This is a genomic window from Ruegeria sp. CF8 (genome assembly GCF_056537285.1).
The window spans coordinates 729,616-750,065 of record NZ_JBQFRG010000001.1 but is presented as its reverse complement, the minus strand read 5'-3'; the positions used below and the strand labels follow the sequence as shown (position 1 = coordinate 750,065).

The 20,450-nt window shown below is 57.0% G+C and carries 17 protein-coding genes; 11 read left to right on the top strand and 6 right to left on the bottom strand.

Annotation, left to right across the window (positions count from 1 at the left end; genetic code table 11):
* Position 1: 1 nt before the first annotated feature.
* The 3 genes from ACR0EV_RS03665 (at position 2) to ACR0EV_RS03655 (ending at position 4,704) form a co-directional block, all read left to right on the top strand.
* Positions 2-1,048: an ABC transporter permease gene (locus tag ACR0EV_RS03665; protein WP_480798837.1), complete on the top strand. Its 1,047-nt coding sequence runs from the start codon at positions 2-4 to the stop codon at positions 1,046-1,048.
* A gap of 13 nt (positions 1,049-1,061) precedes the next feature.
* Positions 1,062-2,525, top strand: coding sequence for an ABC transporter permease (locus ACR0EV_RS03660; RefSeq protein ID WP_480798836.1), 1,464 nt, complete (start codon positions 1,062-1,064; stop codon positions 2,523-2,525).
* A gap of 91 nt (positions 2,526-2,616) precedes the next feature.
* Positions 2,617-4,704, top strand: coding sequence for a dipeptide ABC transporter ATP-binding protein (locus ACR0EV_RS03655; protein WP_480798835.1), 2,088 nt, complete (start codon positions 2,617-2,619; stop codon positions 4,702-4,704).
* 121 nt (positions 4,705-4,825) lie between these two features.
* Here the strand turns inward: ACR0EV_RS03655 and ACR0EV_RS03650 are convergent, their stop codons facing one another.
* The 3 genes from ACR0EV_RS03650 to ACR0EV_RS03640 all read right to left on the bottom strand — a co-directional run bounded on the left by ACR0EV_RS03650 (position 4,826) and on the right by ACR0EV_RS03640 (position 7,579).
* Entirely contained in the window at positions 4,826-5,812 is a 987-nt protein-coding gene (locus ACR0EV_RS03650; RefSeq protein WP_480798834.1) for an MBL fold metallo-hydrolase, read from the bottom strand.
* A 129-nt stretch (positions 5,813-5,941) separates the two neighbouring features.
* Positions 5,942-6,904, bottom strand: a complete 963-nt coding sequence (locus ACR0EV_RS03645) for a LuxR C-terminal-related transcriptional regulator (RefSeq protein ID WP_480798833.1) — start codon at positions 6,902-6,904, stop codon at positions 5,942-5,944.
* 96 nt (positions 6,905-7,000) lie between these two features.
* Positions 7,001-7,579 carry a lytic transglycosylase domain-containing protein gene (locus ACR0EV_RS03640; RefSeq protein WP_480798832.1) on the bottom strand — a complete coding sequence of 193 codons (579 nt, stop codon included), beginning with the start codon at positions 7,577-7,579 and terminating at the stop codon, positions 7,001-7,003.
* 203 nt (positions 7,580-7,782) lie between these two features.
* Between ACR0EV_RS03640 and ssb the strand changes: the two genes are divergently transcribed.
* Together ssb and ACR0EV_RS03630 are read left to right on the top strand one after the other, a co-directional pair.
* Positions 7,783-8,271, top strand: coding sequence for a single-stranded DNA-binding protein (gene ssb / locus ACR0EV_RS03635; RefSeq protein ID WP_171174437.1), 489 nt, complete (start codon positions 7,783-7,785; stop codon positions 8,269-8,271).
* An 18-nt stretch (positions 8,272-8,289) separates the two neighbouring features.
* Entirely contained in the window at positions 8,290-9,360 is a 1,071-nt protein-coding gene (locus tag ACR0EV_RS03630) for a site-2 protease family protein (protein WP_480798831.1), read from the top strand.
* A 9-nt stretch (positions 9,361-9,369) separates the two neighbouring features.
* Here ACR0EV_RS03630 and aroB read toward each other — a convergent pair whose 3' ends face one another.
* Together aroB and ACR0EV_RS03620 are read right to left on the bottom strand one after the other, a co-directional pair.
* Entirely contained in the window at positions 9,370-10,482 is a 1,113-nt protein-coding gene (gene aroB, locus ACR0EV_RS03625) for a 3-dehydroquinate synthase (RefSeq protein ID WP_480798830.1), read from the bottom strand.
* Positions 10,482-11,069 carry a shikimate kinase gene (locus ACR0EV_RS03620; RefSeq protein ID WP_480798829.1) on the bottom strand — a complete coding sequence of 196 codons (588 nt, stop codon included), beginning with the start codon at positions 11,067-11,069 and terminating at the stop codon, positions 10,482-10,484. The genes aroB and ACR0EV_RS03620 overlap by 1 nt, the downstream gene beginning before the upstream one ends.
* A 79-nt stretch (positions 11,070-11,148) precedes the next feature.
* Between ACR0EV_RS03620 and ACR0EV_RS03615 the strand changes: the two genes are divergently transcribed.
* From ACR0EV_RS03615 to ACR0EV_RS03600, 4 genes are all read left to right on the top strand, one after another.
* The gene (locus tag ACR0EV_RS03615; RefSeq protein ID WP_171089619.1) at positions 11,149-11,298 is read left to right on the top strand and encodes a hypothetical protein; all 150 of its coding nucleotides are present in this window, start codon (positions 11,149-11,151) and stop codon (positions 11,296-11,298) included.
* Positions 11,288-12,808, top strand: coding sequence for a hypothetical protein (locus ACR0EV_RS03610; RefSeq protein WP_480798828.1), 1,521 nt, complete (start codon positions 11,288-11,290; stop codon positions 12,806-12,808). The genes ACR0EV_RS03615 and ACR0EV_RS03610 overlap by 11 nt, the downstream gene beginning before the upstream one ends.
* A 2-nt stretch (positions 12,809-12,810) precedes the next feature.
* Entirely contained in the window at positions 12,811-13,761 is a 951-nt protein-coding gene (locus ACR0EV_RS03605; RefSeq protein ID WP_480798827.1) for a site-specific tyrosine recombinase XerD, read from the top strand.
* Positions 13,762-13,829: 68 nt separating this feature from the next.
* Entirely contained in the window at positions 13,830-15,137 is a 1,308-nt protein-coding gene (locus ACR0EV_RS03600; RefSeq protein WP_480798826.1) for an HlyC/CorC family transporter, read from the top strand.
* Between the two features lie 52 nt (positions 15,138-15,189).
* On the opposite strand, the gene ACR0EV_RS03595 is transcribed toward ACR0EV_RS03600, so the two are convergent.
* A complete protein-coding gene (locus ACR0EV_RS03595; protein WP_480798825.1) occupies positions 15,190-16,758 on the bottom strand; it encodes an ABC transporter substrate-binding protein in 1,569 nt (522 codons plus the stop codon).
* Between the two features lie 192 nt (positions 16,759-16,950).
* Here ACR0EV_RS03595 and ACR0EV_RS03590 point away from each other — a divergent pair, with 192 nt between their 5' ends.
* Positions 16,951-19,368, top strand: a complete 2,418-nt coding sequence (locus ACR0EV_RS03590; protein WP_480798824.1) for a GcvT family protein — start codon at positions 16,951-16,953, stop codon at positions 19,366-19,368.
* Positions 19,369-19,399: 31 nt separating this feature from the next.
* Positions 19,400-20,002, top strand: coding sequence for a nucleotidyltransferase family protein (locus ACR0EV_RS03585; RefSeq protein WP_480798823.1), 603 nt, complete (start codon positions 19,400-19,402; stop codon positions 20,000-20,002).
* Positions 20,003-20,450 lie beyond the last annotated feature (448 nt).

Sequence of the window (20,450 nt, the reverse complement as noted above, 5' to 3'; positions counted from 1 at the left end):
CATGGGACTCTTTATCCTCCGACGGTTCGGCGTGATGCTTCTTACAGCATTGTGTCTTACTTTCGTGGTCTTCTTTTTGACCAACCTTTATCCCAACCTCGAAAAACTTGCCAAAACGCAAGGCAACCAGCGGATGTCCGACGAGCAGGTCGAGACCTGGCTGGAAAACCGCGGCTATCTTCAACCCACATTGATCAAATATGGCCAGTGGCTGGGTGTGATGCCGGGCTTCACCAACACCCTGGACGATGGCACGTTCCTGGGCACGTGTGTGCGACCCGGATCAACCGAAGAGAACACCGCTCGGTATTGTGGCGTCCTGCAAGGGGACTGGGGGTATTCCACGGTTTTCAAGGATGAGGTGGGTAAGATTGTTGGCGTGCGCCTCGGCAATACAGGCTACCTGATGTTCTGGGTTCTTGTCCTGATGGTGCCTTCCGCCTTGTTGGTCGGGGTACTGGCCGGGATGCGCGAAGGATCAGCCATGGATCGGTCTCTGTCGACCTTCTCGATCATAACGACCGCTACCCCGGAATATGTATCCGGCGTTATTTTCATCGCGATCTTCACGTCTTCGACTGTCGGCCTGAAATGGTTCAAGGGCACGGCGACGTCGGCAATGGAAAACCCGACCTTTGAGAACTTTTTCCTGCCGGTTCTGACAATTTCGCTCTATGGGATGGGTTATATCGCCCGCATGACACGCGCCTCGATGACCGAGGTGATGACCGCGCAATACATCCGAACTGCGCGCCTCAAGGGTGTGTCGTTCGGCAACATCGTCTTGAAGCACGCGTTGCGCAATGCGCTGATCGCGCCATTCACCGTCATCATGCTGCAGTTCCCGTGGCTGCTGAATGGTGTCGTGATCGTCGAAACCCTCTTCAACTACAAGGGCTTTGGCTGGGCACTGGTTCAGGCGGCAGGCAACAATGACATCCAGCTGTTGCTGGCGATTTCTGTCGTGTCGGTTTTTGTGGTGCTGTTCACCCAGCTGATATCGGATATCGGCTACGTTTACCTTAACCCGCGTATCCGCATTTCTTAAGGAGGGTGAGATTATGGAACCATTGACCTGGACCGGCTCTATCGCCTTCCTAAACCCACTGCTGATGATCGCGCTGGCTGCGCTGATTATTTCAATCGTAGTATGGATCGTTGCCAGTATCTTTCTGCCCGAGCAGCAGATTGTCGTAAATTCGGATGGATCTGTCAGTTCGAGCGGCGGCATTCGTGGCCTGATTAACCTAGCGTTGCACTACAGCTTCCTGGCCTGTGTCGGGTTGTCGGTTGCCTATCTGCTGCTGGGCATCTTCATGGGCACCAGTGCGGGCATCATCGGCGCGATGTCGCAACAGTTTCTTCCCGTCTGGGTGGCGCTTATCATCATGTTCGCGTCGTCCATCGCCTTTAAGCGGCGTCTTGGACTGTATGGCAAACTCTATGACAGCCCCATCGGCATGATCGGTTTCGGTCTTGTGATGTTCTGGGTGTTTACGGGCATCTTCGGTGCGATGGATATGATCGTAACGCATGACCCGCTGGTGCAGCTTTCTGGCATGAAGAACAAAGTGCCCGGTACGCCTCTGCCAAATTTGGAAGAAGGGCAGTATGCCTGGTACCTGCTGGGCGGCGACAACCTGGCCCGCGACGTCTTTAGCCGGATGGTCAAAGGTGCCTGGATCGTGGTGCAGATCGCGCCACTGGCGACCATGTTTGCTTTCATGGTCGGGATCACGCTGGGTCTGCCCGCAGGCTACTATGGCGGTCGTTTGGACACGTTGCTGTCGTTCCTGGCCAACCTGATCCTGGCCTTCCCAGTGATCCTGTTGTTCTACCTTCTGGTAACGCCCGAGATCGTTGCAACCGGAGTGCCGAACTATATGGCGGCCGTGTTGTTCATCTTCCCGATCCTGTTTTTGGCGGTCTTGCTGAACTCTCGGTTCTACACACGACCGAAATTCCGCACGCCGTTGCTGATCGCTGTGCTGGGTATCACGATATGGCTTTACCTGTCGCTGATTTCGACAGGTGGCTATGTGATCAATACCGATGACTACAGCATTTGGGGCCTGCCCACTTATCTGGATCTGTTCGACATTCCAGGCGGTATTCTGGTGGTGTTCGTTTCGGTGGTTTTCGTGAACTCACCCACGGTTTTCCGTATCGTGCGTGGTCTGGCGCTGGACATCAAAACCCGTGATTACGTCGCGGCGGCGCAGACCCGTGGCGAAGGACCTTGGTACATCATGCTGTGGGAGATTTTGCCGAACGCGCGTGGTCCACTAATCGTCGATTTCTGTCTGCGTATCGGGTATACAACGATCCTTCTGGGAACTTTGGGTTTCTTCGGACTGGGCCTTCCACCTGAAAGCCCGGATTGGGGATCCACGATCAACGAGGGGCGCAAGCTTCTGTCGATCTACCTGCACCCTGCCCTTCCGCCTGCCTTTGCCCTGCTGTCGCTGGTTCTTGGTCTGAACCTGCTGGCTGACGGTCTGCGCGAAGAAAGTCTGAAGGACTGATGTGATCGAGGCCGGGGGCTCTGCCCCCGGACCCCCGAGGTATTTTTAGCCAGATGAAGGGGATCCCCGCATTTGGTGAGGAGTAAGCAAAATGAGCAAGATGGCGGAATATGACGGCCCGATCCTGGAGATCGACAAGCTGTCAATTTCATTCTTTACCCGCCTGCGGGAAATTCCCGCCGTGATGGATTTCTCGGTCAGTGTGCAGCCCGGCGAGGCTGTGGGATTGGTCGGCGAATCCGGGTGCGGTAAATCTACCGTGGCGCTGGGTGTCATGCAGGATCTTGGAAAGAACGGTCGGATAGTTGGTGGTACGATCAAGTTCAAAGGTCGGGATCTGGCGGAAATGTCGGCGGAAGAATTGCGCGACATTCGCGGCAATGAAATCGCGATGATCTATCAGGAACCGATGGCCTCGCTGAATCCGGCGATGAAAATCGGCAAACAGCTGATGGAAGTGCCGATGATCCACGAAGGCGTAAGCGCAGAAGAAGCCTATTCGCGGGCTTTGGAAGTGGTGACGGACGTGCGTCTGCCTGACCCGGAGCGTATGCTGAATTCTTTCCCTCATCAGCTTTCAGGTGGTCAACAGCAGCGGATCGTGATCGCGATGGCGCTGATGTCAAAACCGGCACTTCTGATCCTGGATGAGCCAACAACCGCGTTGGACGTGACCGTCGAGGCCGCAGTTGTCGAACTGGTCAAGGATCTGGGCAAAAAGTACGGCACATCGATGCTGTTCATTTCGCACAACCTCGGGCTGGTGCTGGAAACCTGTGACCGTCTGTGCGTGATGTATTCAGGTGAAGCGGTCGAGCGCGGTTCGATCAAGGACGTGTTCGACGAGATGCAGCACCCCTACACGCAGGCGCTGTTCCGCTCGATCCCCTTGCCAGGTGCCGACAAGAACTCGCGCCCGCTGGTGGCCATTCCGGGCAACTTCCCCCTGCCCCATGAGCGGCCTCCGGGCTGTAACTTTGGGCCGCGCTGCGACTATTTCGAAGAAGGGCGCTGCGACGCCAAAGATATACTCATGGAAGCTGTGCCTGGAAACGACCGGCACCACACGCGCTGTCTGAAATTCCAGGAAATCGACTGGAACGCACCCATAACCGTGGGTGAACAGAAAGAGAAAGGTGAGATTGGCCGGACCGTCCTGAAGATGGACAACCTCAAGAAATACTATGAGGTTGCGGCAAATGCTCTGTTTGGTGGCGGTGAAACGAAGGTCGTGAAAGCCAACGAGACGCTGAGCTTTGAGGCTCATGAGTCCGAAACGCTTGCGATTGTTGGCGAGTCGGGTTGCGGTAAATCCACCTTCGCCAAAGTACTGATGGGGCTTGAAACCGCGACGGACGGTCAAATTTTGCTGGACAATCGCAATATCGAACAGGTGCCCATAGAGGAACGGGATGCCAAGACCGTTGGCGAAGTTCAGATGGTGTTCCAGAACCCGTTCGACACACTAAACCCGTCGATGACCGTAGGGCGTCAGATTATTCGTGCGTTGGAAATTTTTGGCGTCGGAAACTCCGAGGCCGAGCGCAAGAAGCGGATGCTGGAACTTCTGGATCTGGTGAAGCTACCGCGCGCCTTTGCAGATCGCATGCCGCGTCAGCTGTCGGGTGGTCAGAAGCAGCGCGTGGGCATTGCGCGAGCCTTTGCCGGTGATGCCCGCATCGTGGTGGCGGACGAGCCGGTCTCGGCCTTGGATGTGTCGGTGCAGGCTGCGGTGACCGACCTGTTGATGGAGATTCAGCGCGAGCACAAAACGACGCTGCTGTTCATCAGCCACGACCTGTCCATTGTTCGTTACCTCAGTGACAGGGTTATGGTGATGTATCTGGGCCATGTGGTCGAGCTTGGTACAACGGATCAGGTTTTTGCCCCGCCCTACCATCCCTATACCGAAGCGCTGCTGAGCGCGGTTCCCATTGCGGATACCTCGATCGAGAAACAGCATATCGTTCTGGAAGGCGATATCCCTTCGGCCATGAACCCGCCCCCGGGTTGCCCGTTCCAGACACGATGCCGCTGGAAGTCCGAAGTACCGGATGGACGCTGCGAATCTCATGTACCACCGGTACAGACCCTGGCAGATGGGCATCAGGTGAAATGCCATCTGTCCGAGGACGTCCTTGCGCGGATGGAACCGGTGATCAAAGTCGCGGCAGAGTAATCTCACTGTTCAGATTAAGAAAGGGCCGGTCATTGACCGGCCCTTTCTGTTGGCGCCGTGTTTTGTGGGGAGACAGACGGCGCTTGGGAGTAATGCGTGAGTGGCAGCCCCCGGTGCTTCCTCAGCCAGTCATGACATTGTTCCCGAAATGCATGAACTCTTGGTTCATTCCAGCAACGTCACCGGCCTCCAGCTGCAAGCTGGCGCTTTCGAGCATTTTATAGCTTTGCTGCCCCTTCACCCAATCGTCCGCCGATTGCAGCGTGGTCAGTGTGTAAGACGTGACTTCGTTCAGGTAATGGGTAGGAATGATGACCTTGGGCTTGAGCTTGGACACGATGTCATTGCCCTGCTCAAAGCTGAGGATATGTTCCGAACCGTCCACCGGTAGCGTCAAAACATCCACCTGTCCGATGGCATCCCAAAATTCCTGCGGCGGGTTGTGACGGTTGTCGCCCCAGATCAGCGTGCGAATTCCGCCAGTTTCAACCAGATAGACCACCATATCCATGTGGCCCACATTGTTCGGCGGACAGGCTTCTGCCCCGAACTCGGCCAGCGCATTGGTCCAATCATACCACCCTGGCGCGACGCAGGCGTGCTTGTCTGCGAAACCGGTAATCTTGACATCGGCGAATTCAAAATTGCCTACCATCCGGTCCAGCACCATGGTCGAACTTGGCCGTTCAATTGCGTCATGATCGAAATGCGCGTGGGTCGACAGAGTGATATCCACAGGGATCTGAGGGAACTCGTTACGGAACCACAAACCCCACGCCCCCGACGGATCATCGCGCCAGGGATCGAACAGAGCGGTCGCCCCGTTTGGTGACGTGATTTTGATAGCGCAATGGCCATAATAGTCGATACCAACCGCCCCGGTACTGGCCTGCCCGGTCGACCCTTGCAGGTCGATCACATGGTTGTTGTTCCCCGGCTGCAACCACGCCTGTGATTGCGCTTGGGCAGGGTTCGCCCCCAGAACAGAAGCTGTCGCGCCAACACCTGCAGCGCCCGCGGCCATGAAGAACGACCGGCGCGAAAGCCCCGGTGCCAGGTGATCCTTGTACCCTTTCATGATGGTCGGCTTCAGATCCTTGCGATCCATGGGATGTACCTCTCTGTTGGATGTGTGCAGTTCGTCCGCACCTCACGACAGAGCGTAACAAGCCAGGGCATATTGGCTCAGACCGAAAAAATAGGGGTGAAATATGGGGGCTTTCCCCATATTCGATGTTCACGAAATCGAGAGCAGATGGCTTCGCAGGTTCTGGTCGCGTCCTTCGAGACCCAGCTTTCGGCGGATGTTGTTGCGATGAAAATCGATTGTCGACGTCTCTCGGGACAGGGCCTTGGCAATGTCTTTGGTTGTTTTTCCAAACATAACCATCTGCGCAATCTCAATCTCGGTCGGGGTCATTACTGCAAAGGCGTCTGTTAGTTTGTCTGACAGAGACGACGTAATCTCGCTCAGGTTTTTTTCAGCCAGATCGAGATAGACATTCTGTGCCTCGTCATCGGCAAGTTGCGCGCGCACTTTCTCAAGATACGGCAAAACCCGGCCACGGACCTGTTCGACGATCTCGAGATCGCGGCTCTTTCGATCATCCTCCAGACTGGACAGCAATACCCGCAATGCGGTGTTTGTTTCCTGTAACTCACGGGTACGATCTGAGACTCGGGTTTCAAGATGCGCCAGCGTTTCGTTCAGCTTTTCTTCCAGCGCGCGGCGCAGGTAAACCTCTTGCAACAAAGCCAAATCTGACTCGACCATGCGCGCAAACTGGGTCAACCCTTCGCGAAACAACAACGCCCTGCGGTTTTGTTTGCGGTCAAGAACGCAGATTGTGCCAAACACCGATCCATCGGGCCACTTCAACGGCAGCCCGATGTAGAACGTCATCCCATGTTCCAGGTCTTCGTTGTCGGCCCAAACCGGGTCACAGGAAGCATCCTCGACCACCAGCTCTCCGTCCCGTTGAAGCACGCCCTGGCAATAAAGCTTGGGATTCAACTGAAAACTCATCCCAACCGGATAGGGGTTTTCCGGATGGTCCGATGTAATCAGAACCGCATGATTGGGCGCATCGGTCTTCATGATCAGGCTTGCAGGCACGTCTGCCAACTCTGCCACCAGATCAACCAATTGTTGCCAGTTGGCCAGCGTTTCCTTGGGAATCTGCGGGTGATCAGTGGGCATGGCGGACCTCAGTTGTGACTGGGCGATACCCGATCAGGTTAGTTGGTCCGAATGCAGAGAATCAAGAAACGCACCTTCTGCGCCGCAGCATCGTGTCTAGCCGCCCCAGATGACCTTCACGTAATTCTGGGTTTCTTTGTATGGCGGTATGCCACCATGCTTTTCGACCGCTTTTGGACCCGCGTTATAAGCGGCCAGGGCCAACGGCCACGATTTGAACTTGCGATACTGCCACGACAAATAACGTGCCCCACCTTCAAGGTTTTGCTTAGGGTCGTGTGGGTTGACCCCTAAAAGCTCGGCGGTCTGCGGCATCAGCTGCGCCAGTCCCAGCGCGCCTTTGTGCGATTTCGCATGCGGGTTCCAGCCACTTTCCTGCTGCACGAGGCGCAGAAACAGATCTTCAGGAATGTTGTGCAACCGGGCTGCTTGACGCGCCAGATCCAGATACTGCCCTCGGTATTTTCCTGTGTATCGCTTGCTAACCTGCGCACGAGACGTTTTCGGCTTAAGACGCTCAGAATCCCGATACTGCGTAGCCGCGCGCGAATCCAACACCTTGGATTGCTTCAGGAAAATATCCTTACGGCTTTTGGTGGACAGCGTTTGCGCCTGCACAGGCGCAACAGCCAGCACAAGGCAGACAACAGAAAACCCAGCAACCCAAGAACGCATCAATGCCAATCCTGCTCGATCAGAAACCAGTCGGAGTATAGGTATTCCCGCAAAAAATGAAAGCTTGGTAAAGAAGACAGTAAGACTCTTGTTCGACACTGTTGTATCAACATGTTTCAACCATGATGCAGGCCGTATAGGGTCTCACGAAACAAGGCGCGCCAGATTCGGCGCATATAGGCGAAAACAGAACGAGGAATTACATGGCGGGTTCAGTCAACAAGGTCATTCTGGTCGGCAATCTTGGCCGCGATCCCGAAGTTCGGTCGTTCCAGAACGGCGGCAAAGTATGCAATCTGCGCATTGCCACCTCGGAAAACTGGAAAGACCGTAACACGGGCGAGCGTCGCGAACGTACGGAATGGCATTCGGTCGCCATCTTCTCAGAGCCTTTGGCCCGCATTGCCGAGCAATATTTGCGCAAGGGCAGCAAGGTCTACATCGAAGGTCAGTTGGAGACCCGTAAATGGCAGGATCAGTCCGGTCAGGACCGGTATTCGACCGAAGTGGTCCTGCGCCCCTATCGCGGTGAATTGACCCTGCTGGACAGCCGCGGCGAAGGTGGCGGCGGCAGCGGTGGTGGTTATGGCGGCGGCCAAGCTGGCGGCGGTTATGGCGACCCTTACGGTGGCCCGTCCAGCTCACCAGCGCCTGCATCGGGCGGAATCGACGACGACGAGATTCCGTTCTAATCGAAACGGAGATACAACATGACATGGTCCTTCTCTCTCGGCCGATTGCTCGGGTCCGAACTGAGGGTCCATGTCACCTTCTTTCTGCTGTTGGCCTGGGTCGGCTTTGCGGCCTATTCCGTGGGCGGTATTCCAGCGGCCATCGACAACCTTGTGTTTGTGCTTGCGCTGTTTGCCTGTGTTGTTGCGCATGAGTTTGGCCACGCTCTCATGGCACGCCGTTATGGTATCAAAACCCCTGACATAACTCTGCTGCCCATTGGTGGGTTAGCCCGACTGGAACGCATGCCGGAAAAACCGATGCAAGAGGTCTATGTGGCGCTTGCGGGTCCTGCAGTGAATATCGTCATCTGGATCGTGCTTGTTGCCCTTGGCGCGGGGACACCATTTGAAACCTTTGCTCAAATAAACGCGCCCGGCACAGGGTTGTTGGACAGGCTGGCCTATATCAACCTGCTGCTGGCGGCGTTCAATATGATCCCCGCCTTTCCCATGGACGGGGGCCGAGTGTTCCGCGCCCTGCTCTGCTTGCGCATGGACCGGGTCAAAGCCACCCGCGTGGCAGCAATTGCTGGCCAAATCGTCGCCGTCGGGCTTGGATTTCTTGGGCTTAGCTCGGCGAACCCCATTCTTGTCTTGATCGCGGTGTTTGTGTTCATTGCCGCCAACGCAGAAAGCCAGGATGTCGCCTTGCGATCTGCCGCCCGCCGCGTCTTGGCGCGGGACGCCATGATCACTGAATTTCACGCTCTGTCCCCAAGCGACACGCTCAGCACGGCAGCACAAGCCGTCATTCATACGACACAGCACGAGTTTCCAGTTCTGGATGCCGACCATACGCTGTTAGGCTTTGTGACCCGAAACCGTTTGTTCACAGCTCTTGCCAGTGATCTACCCAGATCAACCGCGGCGCTTTCGGTGATGGATGCCGATATCCCTTCGGTTTCGCTGACGACAGGGCTCGAGGGCGTGTTGGCGCATTTGCACAAAGGCGCACCGGCCATCGCAGTTGTCACGCAGGACGGACGCATGGTGGGCTATATCACCCGTGAGAACATCGGTGAACTCATGGTGATTCAGGGCCGCTAGGACCCTGTTTCACACCGTCGCCAAAGCATCTGACAGGACTGACAGAACGGCGTTTTTCGGTACATCAGGCGTGACAAATGCCTGCCCGATGCCGCGCGCGAGGATAAAGCGCAATTGCCCATCCACAACCTTCTTGTCCTGCCCCATCAGTTCCACCAGCGCGTCGGCACTTGGAAGATCGCCCGGAATATCGGCAAGATCTGTTTTCATCCCCATGGCGCGTAGATGCGCCCGCACCCGGCTTGGGTCTTCCTGCGAACACAAACCAAGACGCGAGGACAGTTCAAACGCAAGCGCGCAGCCGATGGCGACGCCTTCGCCATGCAGCAACCGGTCGGAATAGCCTGTTGCCGCTTCAAGCGCGTGGCAGAACGTATGCCCCAAATTCAGCAAAGCGCGATCGCCCTGTTCGGTTTCATCCCGCGCGACAATATCGGCTTTCATCTGCACAGAACGTGTGACAGCCCGCACCCGCGCCGCCATGTCTCCGGCGGACACGCTTGGGCCGCTTTGTTCGAGCCATTCAAAGAATTCCGCGTCACCCAGTAGACCGTATTTCACGACCTCGCCATAACCCGACAGAAAATCCCTCTGGGTCATGGTCCCAAGAACTGACGTATCGGCCAGAACCAGCGAGGGTTGATGAAATGCCCCAATAAGGTTTTTACCCTGAGGCGCATTGATCCCGGTTTTGCCCCCAACCGAGCTGTCGACCTGCGCCAGCAGCGATGTTGGAATCTGCACAAACCTGACCCCGCGGCGCAGGACAGCCGCCGCAAAACCTGCAAGGTCGCCAATCACGCCGCCGCCCAAAGCCACGACCACATCCCGGCGTTCGACTTTCTCAGCCAGCAACCATTCAACTGCGCGTTCGAAATGTGGCCAACTTTTGGTGGCCTCGCCAGCGGGCAACGCCAGCGCGGTCATCTCGATCCCGGCAGCGCTGAGCCCTGCTCGCAGTGCATGCAGGTGCAAGTCAGCCACGTTTTCATCGGTTAGGACAGCGACCTTGGGGCGCGGCAATAGTGGGGAAATCCACTCACCTGCCCGCGCCAGAAGATCCGGCCCGATCTCAACATCATACGAACGGTCGCCCAGATCCACGTGTACTGTTTGATGCATTACTTCACTTCCAAAACATCGGGGCGCGCCAACAATGCGTCGACAACCCTGTCCACCATATTTTCGATCGAGGTTTCGCCATCCGACTCTGCGATCAAATCCGCTCCGGCATACACGGGCACGCGTGCTTCGTAGAGAGCCTTTAGCGTCGCATGGGGATCAGCTGTTCGAAGCAACGGGCGCGTGTCTTTGTGGCGCACCCGGTTCCACAAAACGTTCAGGTCGGCCCGCAGCCAGACCGAAGCACCCTTCTGACTGATGGCAAGACGGTTCTGAGGTTGCAGAAACGCCCCTCCTCCGGTGGACAGGATGCCCTTTTTTTCCTCCAGAAGGCGTCTAATAACCTGCGTTTCCTTCTCGCGAAAAAAGGGTTCGCCATCCCGTTCGAAGATTTCCGGGATGGTCATGTTGGCCGCTGATTCGATCTCAGCGTCGCTGTCCAGAAACGGAACACTAAGGCGCGCGGCCAATGCGCGGCCCACAGCAGTCTTGCCAGCCCCCATCATCCCCACCAGAACCACGGTTTTGTGCAGATGAAATCTGCCCTGTGCGTCCGAGATGCGCGTGTTTTGCTTAATTTCGCTCATTTCACCGTGAATGACGTGATCTTGGGAAAAATGCCAGTTATAACTTGGCCAAAATCAAAAATTGAGGCAGCGTGGGGCCATGGGCCGTCTGATCAAATTCGTGATATATGTTCTTTGCCTGGGTTTCATTGGGCTGGTGGCTTATGCCTATGTCGGGCCGTTCTTCGGCGCGGATTTTTCGGCGCCTCAAAGTGAAATCCGCGAACCGGTCGAACTGGATGTCAACTAAACTGGCGCTCTTCGCCATCTTTCTGGCAGGATCGGCGCAGGCACAGGACCCTTTGTCGGCCATCGAATGGCTGACAAACCCTCCTGAAAACCTGCCCGGAACTGTTCTGTTGGAGCCGCCAGTGACGCAGAACGGCGCGTTGCCGGATATCGAAGTCACTTCGCTGGAAGCCTTGTCGCGACCGCTTGGACTTGTGTCATCTTCTGTCACCGGCCTTCCGGTTGATCTTTGGCAAAGCAGCGATCCCAAGCGTCTGGCCGAGTTGATTGCCAAGACCCCGGTTCGTCACAACCCCGCCATGCAACGCTTGTTGTTCACGTTGCTTTTGTCAGAAACACGCGCGCCATCCGGGTCAGACGCCCAAGAGGTTTTGCTTTTGGCCCGCCTGGATCGGCTGATGCAACTGGGTGCCGCAGACCCGGTGCAGTCGCTTGTGCAACTGGCCGGGCCGACGGACACGCAAGAACGGTTTCAACGCTGGTTTGACGCGACATTGCTGACCGGCGATGAAGATCGCAGTTGCACTGCGCTTATTGCAGAACCGCATCTGTCGCGGGACTATGCGGCGCAGATCTTCTGCAAAGCCCGTCGCGGAGACTGGGTGTCCGCAGTGCTGACCCTTGAAGCCGCGCATGCGCTAGAGCTTCTTCCATCAGAAGAACTGGCGGTTCTTGATCGGTTTCTCAGCCCCGAGCTTTACGAAGACGCGGCATATCTGCCGCAGCCCGAGGCCCCCGATCCGCTGAATTTCCGCCTGTTCGAGGCCATCGGAGAACGCCTGCCATCTGCGCCGTTGCCCCGTGCATTTGCAAATGCAGATCTGCGTGACGTTGCGGGTTGGAAAGCCCAGATCGAAGCCGCAGAACGGCTGACGCGGATCGGCGCTTTGACGCCAAATCAGCTTTTGGGCCTTTATACCGAGCGTGATCCTGCCGCATCCGGCGCTGTCTGGGATCGTGTTTCGGCTGTACAGCGGTTTGAAAGCGCGTTGGACACGGGCAATGCGGAAGCCATTGGAAAGACACTGCCTGCTGTTTGGCAACAAATGCGCAGTGTGGGCCTTGAAGTTCCCTTTGCAGAGCTTTTCGCAGAACGCTTGTCGCAGGTTTCCTTACCGGTACCCGCGACTGAAAACCTGCGATGGCGCATCCTGATGTTGTCGGACATGTACGAACGCGCGGCCCTTGCGACACCGGACAGTTCGACCGACACTTTGTTTCTGGCGGCGCTTGCTCAGGGCGATCCTGGCCGAGCCGTATCGCCTTCACCCAAGGCAGATGCCATCACTCAAGGGTTTGAATGGTCTGCACCCGTACCCAGTGATATCGACACACTGCTGTCCAACGGTCAGCTGGGTGAGGCCATTTTGGAAGCAATGCAACTGTTTGCCCACGGCGCACGCGGCAATCTGGTGGATCTGACCGGTGCGATCGCAACCTTCCGAAAGGTGGGATTAGAGGATACGGCCCGCCGCGCCGCCCTGACACTATTGATCCTTCAAGAGCAGTGACCATGAGCGGCCCGGCATCCAACGAGCTTTGGATTTCAACCTTCCTGCAAGCACAGGCGGCTGAACTTGGCGCGGCGACAAACACGTTGCTGGCTTATGGGCGTGATCTGAAAGATCTTGCCGCGTGGTTGGAGCATCGAGCAACGGGATTTGAACAGGCCGACCGGGACCAAATCGAAGCTTACCTGATCGACTGCGATGCGCAGGGCTTGTCCCGTTCCACCCGCGCAAGGCGACTTTCGGCCATCAAGCAACTCTATCGGTTTGCCTTCGAGGAAGGTTGGCGAGATGTGAACCCCGCCATTCAGATCAAAGGTCCGGGGCGGCAGAAACGTCTTCCCAAAACTCTGGATGTGCCCGAGGTGGACCGTCTGCTTGAAGCGGCGCGTCAAACCGGACGCTCCCAGGCGGACCGCGTGCGCAACACATGTCTGATGGAGCTGTTATATGCCACCGGCATGCGCGTGACCGAGCTTGTGTCCCTGCCCGTCTCTTCAGCGCGCGGCGATCCGCGCATGCTGCTGGTGCTGGGCAAAGGTGGTAAGGAACGGATGGTGCCCTTGTCACCACCCGCGCGGGATGCATTGGCCGATTGGCTGACCGTGCGCGACGACGCCGAAGAGCAGACCGTTGAGAAAGGCGGTCAACGGTCGCGCTTTCTGTTCCCGTCGCGTGGAAAGTCCGGCCATCTGACGCGTCACAGGTTCTTTCTTCTGGTCAAGGAACTGGCCGTGCACGGTGGCGTCTCACCCGAAAAGGTCACGCCACACACGTTGCGACACGCCTTTGCCACGCATCTTCTGGCCAATGGCGCTGATCTGCGTTCGATCCAGACCCTGTTGGGGCATGCCGACGTCGCCACAACCGAGATTTACACCCATGTTCTGGACGAACGTCTGGCGGAACTGGTGTTGCAACATCACCCGCTGAGCAAAGACCCCAAGAAAGACTAAGGCTAAGCCCTTGATCCGGCGGGGTGGCATCCCCATAACGGATGCAGAACTCTAACTCTCAAGGACCGATGGAACCCTCACCTTCTCTGATCGACAGCACTTTCTGGTTTACCTCTGGTGCTATCCTCCTTTTGCTCGTCTTGTCCGGCTTCTTTTCTGGCTCGGAAACAGCGCTCACGGCCTCTTCTCGCGGAAAACTCAGGGCGCAGGCAGACAAAGGATCACGCGGGGCAAAGAAGGCGCTCGAGATCACCGATGACAACGAGCGTCTGATCGGATCGGTTCTACTGGGCAATAACCTGGTCAACATTCTGGCGGCCTCGCTGGCGACTGCACTTTTCACGCGACTGTTTGGTGAAAGCGGCGTGGCCTTGGCAACGCTGGTGATGACCTTGCTGGTTTTGATCTTTGCCGAAGTGCTGCCGAAGACCTACGCCATCACCAACTCTGAAAAAGCCGCATCTGCGGTCGCACCAATCATCAGCGTGGTTGTGACTGTGTTCTCACCCATCGTTGCCGCTGTGCGATTGCTGGTGCGCGGTGTCTTGCGCCTGTTTGGGGTGCAGATCGACCCCGACAGCAACATCCTGGCCGTGCGCGAAGAAATCGCCGGGGCCCTGCAACTGGGCCATTCCGAAGGCGTGGTCGAAAAAGAAGACCGCGACCGAATTCTGGGCGCGCTGGATCTGGGTGACCGAGCTGTGGAAGAGATCATGTTGCACCGCTCGAACATCGAAATGATTGATGCCGACGCCGCGCCCGAAGCGATCTTGAAGCAATGTCTGGAAAGCCCGCATACGCGCCTTCCTGTCTTCCGGGATGAGCCGGAAAACATTGTGGGTGTTGTGCACGCCAAAGACCTGTTCCGCGCTATGTATGCGCAAGCCGGTGGCAGCGATGGCGGCACTGACCGTCTGGCCAGCTTTGATATCGGTAAAGTCGCCAATGCCCCCTATTTCGTACCGGAAACCACCACTCTGGACGACCAGATGCGGGAATTCCTGCGGATGCACAGCCATTTTGCGCTGGTGGTCGACGAATACGGATCTTTGCGTGGTCTGATTACTCTGGAAGATATTCTGGAAGAGATCGTGGGCGAAATCGCAGATGAATTTGACATCGAGGAAGAGGTGCCAGTCACCCGTACAGAAGACGGTCAGTTCCTTGTGGAAGGTGCCATGACAATCCGTGACGCAAACCGCGCGCTGGATTGGTCACTGCCGGATGAAGAAGCCAACACCCTCGCGGGTTTGGTCATACACGAGGCACAGATGATTCCGGTCGTGGGTCAGGTGTTTTCATTCCACGGATTCCGGTTCGAAGTCACTGCTCGCGAAGGCAATCGCATCACAGCACTGAAAGTGCGCCCGCTTTAAGCCTTGGCGGAAACCGGTGCCCGAAATCCGGGCACCGGTCGTTGTCAAAGTCTTAGGCAAACCAGGTCCGGCTCGCGACATAGCCATCCATCAGGTCACCGTTCGCATGCGCGGACCAACCTGTCACCTTGTCCGAATACCCGTCAATGAACTGGTTGAACATCGGGTTGATCAGACCGCCTTCTTCCCAGACGATCCGGGCCATCTGACCGTAGATTTCTTTACGCTTGCTCTCGTCCAACTCGGCGCGCGCCTTCAACAGCAGGGCGTCGAACTGTTCGTTCTTGAAGCGGGTATCGTTCCAGTCTGCGGTGGACAGGTAACCGACGGACCACATCTGGTCTTGTACCGGGCGCCCGCCCCAATAAGACGCGCAGAACGGCTTGTTGTTCCACACTTCGGACCAATAGCCATCTGCGGGTTCACGCTGGATTTCCAGCGGGATGCCCGCCTCTTGCGCTGACAGCTGGAACAGCTGCGCCGCGTCGATCGCACCAGCAAATGCCGCGTCCGAGACGTGAAGCACGATGGGTGATCCGTCATGCCCGGATGCCTTGTAGTGCTCGGCAGCTTTGGCCAGATCAAACGCACGCTGCTCCATCGAGTCGTCAAACAGAGGATAGGCTTCGTTGATTGGAATATCATTGCCAACCGAGCCATACCCGCGCAGCACTTTGTCCACCAGTTCCTCGCGGTTGATGGCGTATTTCAGCGCCAAACGCAGGTCCTTGTTGTCGAAAGGCGCGGTGTCGCAATGCATGACAAAGATGTAGTGCCCACGGCCCGACGATGCGTTGAGCGTTACGCCTGGTGCGCGACCAAACAGTTTGGCGGTGCGTGGCGGAACGACGTTGATCGCGTGCGCCTGACCCGCCTGCAGAGCAGCTGAGCGCGCGGTGTCATCGTTCAGAACCAAAATCTCGTGGCTGTCGTAGTGGCCAACGCTTTCATCCCAGTGGTTAGCGAACTTTTCGAACGCGTAACGCACACCCGGTTCATCTGCGACCACCTTATAGGCGCCGGTCGAGATGCCATCGGCCGGGTTTTCCATGCCGCCACCGGGCTGCATGATCAGGTGATAATCTGACATCAGATAAGGCAGATCAGCATTCGGAGTGGTCAGGGTGATGACTACGTTGTCTCCATCGACCCGAATATCTTCGATCCCGCGCATGATCCCCAGCGCACCGGATTGAGCGTCCTCGTTCGAGTGGCGTGCCAACGTCAGTTGAACATCCTCTGGCGTCAGGGTTTTGCCGTTGTGGAACTCTACGCCTTTGCGGATACGGAAGGTCCAGACCTTGCCATCCTCAGTTGCTTCCCAGCTTTCTGCGATGCTCGGGGCAATGCCGCCCTCTGCAGTGACAACGGTCAGCGTGTTGCCAAACGCTCGCAACGCCTTGGCGGTCACATGCGACGCCGACAGGGCAGGATCCAGCGTGTTGGTGCTTTCGCCCCCTTTCAAACCCAGAACAAAGTGTCCCCCTTTCTTAGGCGTGTCCGCCAGGCCCGCTTCGGCCCAGATCGTGCTGGCCACAGCTGCGCTCAGGCCCAGGGCCGCGGATTTCGCCATGAATTCCCGGCGGCTCAGCGCTTGGGGGTTGAGATCGAATTTACTCATTTCATTTCCTATCTGAGTGTCTCATGAAGGTGCAGTCGCGCGGCCCTTAGATTGATTCTGTAACAGGCGCGTGACCGACCCCAGGCGCGTCTATCGCGCCGAGCAAATGACTTCCACGACAAGTTTTGTCGCATTTAGCATTGCGCCCCAAGAAGCGCTGAGCACACTGGCAGAAATCAATCGGAGGTCCCTATGAAATTGCAAACCCGCGTGGTGGTCATCGGCGGCGGTGTCGTCGGCTGTTCCGTTCTGTATCACCTGACCAAACTGGGTTGGTCCGATGTGATGCTGCTGGAACGCTCTGAACTGACCAGCGGGTCGACCTGGCACGCGGCGGGCGGGTTTCACACGCTGAACGGTGACACCAACATGGCCGCGCTGCAGGGCTATACCATCCGTCTGTACAAGGAACTGGAAGAGATCACCGGCATGTCCTGCGGCTTGCACCATGTGGGTGGCGTGACGCTGGCCGACAATCAGGACCGCTTCGACATGCTGTTGGCAGAACGTGCCAAGCACCGTTTCATGGGGCTTGAGACGGAAATCGTCGGGCCAGACGAGATCAAGAAGATCGCGCCTATCACCAACACCGATGGCATCATTGGCGCGCTCTATGATCCTTTGGACGGGCATCTGGATCCGTCGGGCACCACTCATGCCTATGCCAAGGCCGCTCGCATGGGCGGGGCAACAATCGAAACACATTGCATGGTGCGCGAAACCAACCAACGTCCCGATGGAACATGGGATGTGGTCACCGACAAGGGCACCATTCACTCCGAGCATGTAGTCAACGCAGGCGGCCTATGGGCGCGTGAAGTGGGCGCGATGGCCGGTGTCTACTTCCCTCTGCACCCGATGGAACACCAATATCTGGTCACGGATTCGATCCCGCAGATCGAAGCGATCATTGATGCGGGTGGCGAGCATCCTCATGTGATGGACCCGGCTGGCGAAAGCTATCTTCGACAAGAAGGCCGTGGGCTTTGCATCGGGTTCTACGAGCAGCCTTGCAAACCCTGGGCCGTGGACGGCACGCCGTGGGAGTTTGGCCACGAACTGCTGCCTGATGACTATGACAAAATCACTGACAGCATCGAGTTTGCCTACAAACGTTTCCCGGTTCTCGCCGAAGCTGGTGTGAAGTCTGTAATACACGGGCCTTTCACCTTTGCGCCCGACGGCAACCCGCTGGTCGGGCCGGTGCCCGGAATGCGAAATTACTGGTCGGCCTGTGGCGTAATGGCCGGATTCAGCCAGGGCGGCGGCGTTGGCCTTACACTGGCGCAATGGATGATCGAGGGCGAGCCCGAGCGCGACGTTTTTGCCATGGACGTGGCCCGGTTCGGCGATTGGATCAGCCCCGGCTATACCCGCCCCAAAGTCATAGAGAACTATCAGAAACGCTTCAGCGTCGCCTACCCGAACGAGGAACTGCCCGCCGCGCGACCGAACCGCACAACGCCGATGTACGACATCTTCAGCGATCTGGGCGCAGTCTGGGGACAGCAATACGGGCTCGAGGTCGCCAACTACTTTGCCCACGGGGATGAGCCGGGCTACGAAACGCCTTCATTCCGCCGCTCTGATGCCTTTGAAGCGACGGGACGCGAAGTGCGTGCCGTGCGTGAGAACGTTGGCATCAACGAGGTCCATAACTTCGGCAAATACCGGATCACCGGACCAGCGGCGCGGGATTGGCTGGACCGGATCATGGCTGGACGTATGCCAAAACCCGGTCGCTTGTCCCTGACACCGATGCTGTCGCCCAAAGGGAAACTGATCGGCGATTTCACCGTGTCTTGCCTGAGCGAAACCGAGTTTCAGTTGACGGCCTCCTATGGCAGCCAGGCGTTCCACATGCGCTGGTTCCTGCAAAATGCGCAAAATGGCGTTTCCATCGAGAACATCAGCGACCGCTTAAACGGGTTTCAGATCGCTGGTCCTAAGGCAACGCAGGTTCTGACCGCCTGCACCCGAGATGACCTGAGTGATTTCCGGTTTCTTGATGTCCGCCGCATGACCGTTGGCATGACCGAGTGCATCGTTCAGCGGGTCAGCTATACTGGCGATCTTGGGTACGAGATCTACTGCGATCCGATGGCCCAACGGCAACTCTGGTGGACCTTGTGGGAAGCCGGGCAAACGCATGGCATGGTTCCCTTTGGGATGCGCGCGATGATGAGCCTGAGGCTGGACAAATTTTTCGGCTCGTGGATGCGGGAATTCTCGCCCGACTACACCGCTGCGGAAACCGGTTTGGACCGCTTTATCTCATTCCGCAAGAACAGCGACTTTATCGGCCGCGCCGTTGCCGAGGCAGAACGTGCTGACGGAACCGCCCGCACATTGGTCGCCTTCGAAGTTGATGCAGACGACGCAGATGTGAACGCTTATGAGCCGATCTGGCTGGACGATGCAGTGGTCGGGTTCTGTACATCGGGCGGGTACTCTCACTTCGCACAGAAATCCATTGCGATGGGCTTCTTACCTTCTGACCGCATATCCGAAGGCTTAGAGGTCGAAATCGAAATTCTTGGGCAGATGCGAAAGGCAAAGGTACTTTCAACGCCTTTGTTTGACCCCGACGGCACACGCATGAGGGGATGACACTCCGGTCGACCGGCGGCATTGTGACGGCATGACTGATATTCCCATCATCCTGCTGGCCGCCGGACAATCCAGCCGCATGGGCGGCGTGGACAAGTTGATGCAAATGATTGACGGTGTCCCTTTATTGACGCGATCAGCGTGCAGCGCGCGGGCCGTTGGCCCCGTGCTTGCCGCCCTGCCCCCGAAACCACACCCCAGATATGACGCGCTGACAGGTTTGGATGTTCAGACAGTACCTGTTCCGGACGCAACAGAAGGTATGAACGCAAGCTTGCGTGCTGCGATGCGACGGGTTTCGTCTGACGCTCCGGCAGTGATGGTGCTGTTGGCCGATCTGCCAGACCTGTCTGGTGCCGATCTGGCTGCGGTCGTGAACGCATGTAAAACCCACCCAGACTACCTTATCTGGCGCGGCGCCACTGCGGACGGCAAACCCGGTCATCCGGTGATCTTTGACCGAAGCCTTTTTGATCAACTTTCACGTTTGCAGGGCGATAAAGGTGCCCAGCAGGTGGTGCGGACAAATCAAGACAAAGTGCATCTGCACCGCTTGCCGAACAGGAACGCTTTGCTGGACTTGGATACACCCGATGACTGGCACGCCTGGCGAAAAAATCGGACTCCGAAATAAACACGGCCCGGTCTTGAAGACCGGGCCGGTGCCCAATACAGGACTACCACTTTTCTCAATCCCAAAAGCCTGGTCAGATCGCCTTCAAGACAATCCGGCTAAATAGCAGCCAAACCTAAACAAGACCCCCTCGTTAACACGCCGCTAAAACTCTCGGTGACTGAGTGAACCAGCAGCGCCCCCTAGCGCTTTTGGCTCCCCCTCACTTGGGCAAGATCATCCTCACTGATCTGATCACGCGAAACAACGTAAAATTGGCAGGTATGGTTAACTTAGCTCAACTTTGAATGGTTTTTGAGCAACAACGCCCCATACACCAATCAACCTATGAGGGATCGCACAATTGTAAACACGATAACGATTCGAGGTTATGCACAAACTTATTCGTGCTTACACCTCGCTCACGTCAAAGTTTTTTCGTCAAGTCCAGCTAAACGCCTACCTGAGC

Excerpts from the sequence above, each read along its gene's own strand:
- ACR0EV_RS03665 (WP_480798837.1), top strand. The coding sequence starts at position 2 with ATGGGACTCTTTATCCTCCGACGGTTCGGCGTGATGCTTCTTACAGCA.
- ACR0EV_RS03660 (WP_480798836.1), top strand. The coding sequence starts at position 1,062 with ATGGAACCATTGACCTGGACCGGCTCTATCGCCTTCCTAAACCCACTG.
- ACR0EV_RS03655 (WP_480798835.1), top strand. The coding sequence starts at position 2,617 with ATGAGCAAGATGGCGGAATATGACGGCCCGATCCTGGAGATCGACAAG.
- ACR0EV_RS03650 (WP_480798834.1), bottom strand. The coding sequence starts at position 5,812 with ATGGATCGCAAGGATCTGAAGCCGACCATCATGAAAGGGTACAAGGAT.
- ACR0EV_RS03645 (WP_480798833.1), bottom strand. The coding sequence starts at position 6,904 with ATGCCCACTGATCACCCGCAGATTCCCAAGGAAACGCTGGCCAACTGG.
- ACR0EV_RS03640 (WP_480798832.1), bottom strand. The coding sequence starts at position 7,579 with ATGCGTTCTTGGGTTGCTGGGTTTTCTGTTGTCTGCCTTGTGCTGGCT.
- ssb (WP_171174437.1), top strand. The coding sequence starts at position 7,783 with ATGGCGGGTTCAGTCAACAAGGTCATTCTGGTCGGCAATCTTGGCCGC.
- ACR0EV_RS03630 (WP_480798831.1), top strand. The coding sequence starts at position 8,290 with ATGACATGGTCCTTCTCTCTCGGCCGATTGCTCGGGTCCGAACTGAGG.
- aroB (WP_480798830.1), bottom strand. The coding sequence starts at position 10,482 with ATGCATCAAACAGTACACGTGGATCTGGGCGACCGTTCGTATGATGTT.
- ACR0EV_RS03620 (WP_480798829.1), bottom strand. The coding sequence starts at position 11,069 with ATGAGCGAAATTAAGCAAAACACGCGCATCTCGGACGCACAGGGCAGA.
- ACR0EV_RS03615 (WP_171089619.1), top strand. The coding sequence starts at position 11,149 with ATGGGCCGTCTGATCAAATTCGTGATATATGTTCTTTGCCTGGGTTTC.
- ACR0EV_RS03610 (WP_480798828.1), top strand. The coding sequence starts at position 11,288 with ATGTCAACTAAACTGGCGCTCTTCGCCATCTTTCTGGCAGGATCGGCG.
- ACR0EV_RS03605 (WP_480798827.1), top strand. The coding sequence starts at position 12,811 with ATGAGCGGCCCGGCATCCAACGAGCTTTGGATTTCAACCTTCCTGCAA.
- ACR0EV_RS03600 (WP_480798826.1), top strand. The coding sequence starts at position 13,830 with ATGGAACCCTCACCTTCTCTGATCGACAGCACTTTCTGGTTTACCTCT.
- ACR0EV_RS03595 (WP_480798825.1), bottom strand. The coding sequence starts at position 16,758 with ATGAGTAAATTCGATCTCAACCCCCAAGCGCTGAGCCGCCGGGAATTC.
- ACR0EV_RS03590 (WP_480798824.1), top strand. The coding sequence starts at position 16,951 with ATGAAATTGCAAACCCGCGTGGTGGTCATCGGCGGCGGTGTCGTCGGC.
- ACR0EV_RS03585 (WP_480798823.1), top strand. The coding sequence starts at position 19,400 with ATGACTGATATTCCCATCATCCTGCTGGCCGCCGGACAATCCAGCCGC.